At 53.3% G+C, this 4,253-nt stretch carries 3 protein-coding genes; all 3 read left to right on the top strand.

What is annotated here, in order from left to right; genetic code table 11:
- The first annotated feature begins 24 nt into the window (after window positions 1-24).
- Entirely contained in the window at window positions 25-798 is a 774-nt protein-coding gene (gene xth / locus BP727_RS10835) for an exodeoxyribonuclease III (RefSeq protein WP_276835516.1), read from the top strand.
- Between the two features lie 74 nt (window positions 799-872).
- Window positions 873-3,818 (top strand): DUF1616 domain-containing protein, encoded by a 2,946-nt coding sequence (locus tag BP727_RS10830; RefSeq protein ID WP_273278954.1) that lies wholly within the window; start codon window positions 873-875, stop codon window positions 3,816-3,818.
- A gap of 25 nt (window positions 3,819-3,843) precedes the next feature.
- Window positions 3,844-4,253, top strand: a 410-nt coding sequence (locus BP727_RS10825; protein WP_286858788.1) for a glycosyltransferase, incomplete at its 3' end; no start/stop codon positions are given.

Raw genomic sequence — 4,253 nt, 5'->3', positions numbered from 1 at the left:
ATAACTCTCATTTGAGGGGAAAGAATGCCATCCATGAGAATTCTGTCCTGGAATGTGAACGGCTTGAGAGCCATCTATAAGAAGGGTTTTGTGGACTGGCTTCTTAAAGACCGTCCCGATGTGCTCTGCCTCCAGGAGATCAAGGCGACAGAGGATCAGATTCCAAAAGAGCTCAAAGGCCTCCCCGGATACATATCGTTTTTCAGTCCGGGCGCCAGGAAGGGGCGGGATGGAGTGGCCCTTTTCACTAAGACCAAACCCCTGAGCCTGGAGTATTCATTGGGCTTGCCTGGCTTTGATGATGAACAGAGGGCGATTGTTGCCGACTATGGGGATTTTCTGCTATTCAATGTCTACTTCCCCAACGGTAAGGCCTCAAAGGAGAGGTTGAGCTATAAGATGAGGTTCTATGATCTGTTCCTCGATCTCATGGACCGGCTTGTGGCCGAGGGCAGAGATATTGTGATCTGCGGCGATGTTAACACCGCCCATAAGGAGATCGATCTCGCTCGGCCCAAGCCGAATGAGAAGATATCAGGATTCCTTCCGGAGGAGAGGGCCTGGATCGACCGATTGATAGAGCACGGCTTCCTGGACACCTTCCGCCTCTTTCATCCTGAAGGGGAAAAATACTCCTTCTGGGATATGAAAACCAGGGCTCGCGAGCGCAATGTTGGCTGGAGGATCGACTACTTCTTCGTCTCTTTAAGCATGCGTGATCGGGTGAAATCGGCTTTTATCCTCGATGATGTCTATGGCTCCGACCACTGCCCGGTGGGAATCGAGATCGAGTTATGAAGAATTCAAGGAAAAAGGTTTTATTGCTTGTTGCCAAATGGACTTCCAGGCTTTATTAAAGGAGGGATAATGATTTGAGGACTGCCAGGCAGATTCCCTGGTACCTTATCGCATCCATTCTGATCTCTTTATCAGCGATTGCTCTGGCTAATCTTTTTGCTCCACCACTGAAAGAGGCAGCCTCATATCTTGCTTTAGCTCTGGTGATACTGATACCCGGCTACCTCGCAGTCCTCTCCCTCTTTCCAGCCGCCGGCGACCTGGATTTGAATAGACGCCTTCTCCTCTCTCTGGGGGCCTCTCTGTTATTGGCAGGGCTCATCAGTCTGATTCTGTATCTTACCCCCAGGGGGCTCCAGGCGGCATCCCTGGCCACTATTCTCTCTTTTCTTGTGCTATTTCTTGCCGCCCTATCCTATCTCCGCTGGTCGGCTATACCTCGCAACAGGAGGTTTGTGATCGGAGCGAAGAGGAGCTATCGCAGTCGCAGGACATCTGGCCGCATCTCATCAGGCTTCGTCTCCTCCCGGGGCCCTCTTCTGATCGCCCTGGCCGCAGTCCTCGTTCTGGCTGGTCTGGCCCTGGCCTTTTATCATTATCAACCTGGCATGAATTTCTTATCCTCTCCCAAGGGCCATACCGATCTGGAAGTCACCTGGCCGAAGAGCGAGCTTGGCGATTCATCCGAAGGGCAATACACGACTCTTGCCGCTGGCCGCGACCTGGAAGCGCGGGCGAGGATCGACAACCATGAAGGCATTCCGGTCAATTACTCCCTCCGGCTGGTCTTTGACAATTCCACCATCTTCGTCAAAGGCCTGCGTCTGGCTGATAATGAGACCTGGGAGAGCATGCTGGGCTTTGTGCTTGAGGGACAGCCAGGACAGCAGAGGCTTGATCTCCTCCTATTCAAAGAAGGGGACAGCACTGCCCCCTGCAAATCTGAGCATCTTCTGGTCGATCTAGTTGATGATCAGTCCGAGGATCAGGAAGAAATGGAAAACAGCACAAACGAATCAATGGCGAGCTCTGACGGCTTGCCAGTCTCATTTGAAGAGAAGACAAAGGTCACAGTCCTGAGTGCCGGAGGCGGTGGCAGCTCTGTCGCCCAGGTTAGCGGATCTGCAGCCTCCAGCTCCTCTTCTGCCAAATCAAAGCCACAATCCGCTGCAACTGAAACGGAAAAAAAGAATGCCACGGAGACGACAGAATATCCGCCGCCAGCAAAGGCTGCTGTCGAGACCGGTGCAGTCACTGAGCCGACTGATGCGAGCAGCGGCGAGATAAAAGCCCAGCCCAAGGCCAGCAGCATAACCTCTGAGGAAAGCCCTTATCCCGAGGAGGCTGAATCCCTCTCCAGCTCAAATTCCACGAATCAGGCGGCATCTAAGATTTCAGTCCTCCCTGATAATGCATCTGGCCCTGAGAATGTGTCCTCATCCATCTTCCTATCTACAAATCTATCCACATCTTCCTCTGCTAATCTGTCCTCATCTGCAGCGTCAGATGAACAGATAAATCCCGTGCCAGAAGATGTCAACACGGCCAAGAATCCAGCAAGGTACGGCACCATCCCCGGTCAGCCCGCAGAAGGAGATTCCATTATCAACCATCCGCCGGTTCTGCAGAGCCTCCAATCGAGCATGCCCAGCCCTCAGACAAAGGGCACAGCGATCATCTGGAGAGCAGAGGCTATAGATCCGGACGGTGACAGGATCCTCTATCGCTTCCTCCTCAATGGTGAAGAGATGAAAAATTGGTCCAGATCCGGCAGCTGGAGCTTTCTCACGCATTATCTGCCCGCGGGCGAATATGTCATCACCGTCCAGGCTATGGATGGCCTTCATTCACCGTCGGACTCATTTGATAGCTCTTTGAATGCCACCATGGTCATCCTGGAACAAAACCAGCCACCCATTCTGAGGGAGCTGGAGTCTGACCGGAAGAGCCCCAGCCCACAGGGATCCCTGATCACCTGGACCGCCAGCGCAGCAGATCCAGACCTGGATGAGATATCATACCGCTTCCTCCTCGATGGCCAGGATATGACCGGCTGGATGCCATCGAATTCCTGGGTATGGAATAGCTCTGGAGTGATGGCAGGAGATCATAAGATCACCGTTCAGATAATGGACGGCTCTCATGCCAGCCAGAACTCCTTTGACTGCGAGATGAATCGGCCTTACGCCCTGAAGGAATCGACAATAGGCTCTCCGATCGAATCGTCTGCAGAATCCTCAACTCCTCTTCTTGTAAGCTCTCCTGAAGATCCATCAAAGCCAGCAGATGTTCCCGCGGGCGCATCCTCCACTGCATCCCTCAATCAGATCCCGATGTTCGCAGAGCTGAAGCCGGATGCAATCAGTCCACTCGAAACAGACGCTATCATAAATTGGACTGCCAGAGCTGCAGATCCTGATGGAGACGAGCTATCCTACAAGTTCCTCCTCGATGGCCAGGATATGACCGGCTGGTCCTCTTCCTCTTCCTGGACCTGGGACACATCTGATGCTCCCCCCGGCACGCATAGGATCACTGTCCTGGCCAGGGACGGCAAGCACGCTCCTACGGACTCTTTCGATGGCTCAATAGATGCTGAATTCACATTAATGGACAAAAATCTGCCTCCCGTCCTCTCAAGCCTTGTGCCGGATCTCTCCAGCCCTCGGGTTCTGGGGGAGACCATCGTCTGGAAGGCGGAGGCCATGGACCCGGACAACGATCCCATCCTATACAAGTTCCAGCTTGGAGGAAAGGATATGATTAGATGGTCAGAGTCGAATAGCTGGAGCTGGTCGACCCGGGGCCTCTCCGCGGGCGACTACCAGATCACCGTCCTGGTCAGGGATGGCCGCCACGCATCCGAGTATTCATTCGATAACTCTCTGGCGAAAAGCTTCCGCCTCAAGACCTCCATAGATCAACAGATAGACCTGCTGATGAGCCAGAGGGGCTTTAATGCCTCAGGAGATACTGAATATAGCTCCTCTGACATCATGCTAAAGGTGGCTGATACATAGCTGAATTGCATTAGCTTTAAGTTCGTTGTACTCCCAATATCCGCTCCAATCCATGAAGATCATTCAGGTATCTCCCTATTTTCCCCCTCATCTGGGCGGGGTTGAGTATCATGTGAAGGACCTGGCCGACGGCCTGGCGAAGAGGGGCCACCAGGTAACTGTGGCCTCGTCATGCGGAAGATGGAATAACGGATTCGTCCGCATTCCCAGCATCGACCTTTTTTATGTTCCTATTCCCATCAAGCGGCCCAACCTTGATGCGGACATATATCATAGCCATGTGCCCAGCCCCCTGTTTGCCTTCATGCTCAGAGATTCGTCTCCTCATGTGGTCACCTACCATAACGATGTGGTGATCCCGGGGAACCTGAATGGACACTATCTCCCTCGACCCGTTGGGGCAGCGGTTGAGGGGGTGAACAGGAAGATCATCCG

Source organism: Methanosaeta sp. UBA356, assembly GCF_002496465.1.
Lineage (GTDB): Archaea > Halobacteriota > Methanosarcinia > Methanotrichales > Methanotrichaceae > Methanothrix > Methanothrix soehngenii.
This window is presented reverse-complemented; position numbering and strand designations above follow the sequence as displayed.

Coding starts and splice junctions, on each gene's coding strand:
- xth (WP_276835516.1), top strand. CDS start 25: ATGCCATCCATGAGAATTCTGTCCTGGAATGTGAACGGCTTGAGAGCC.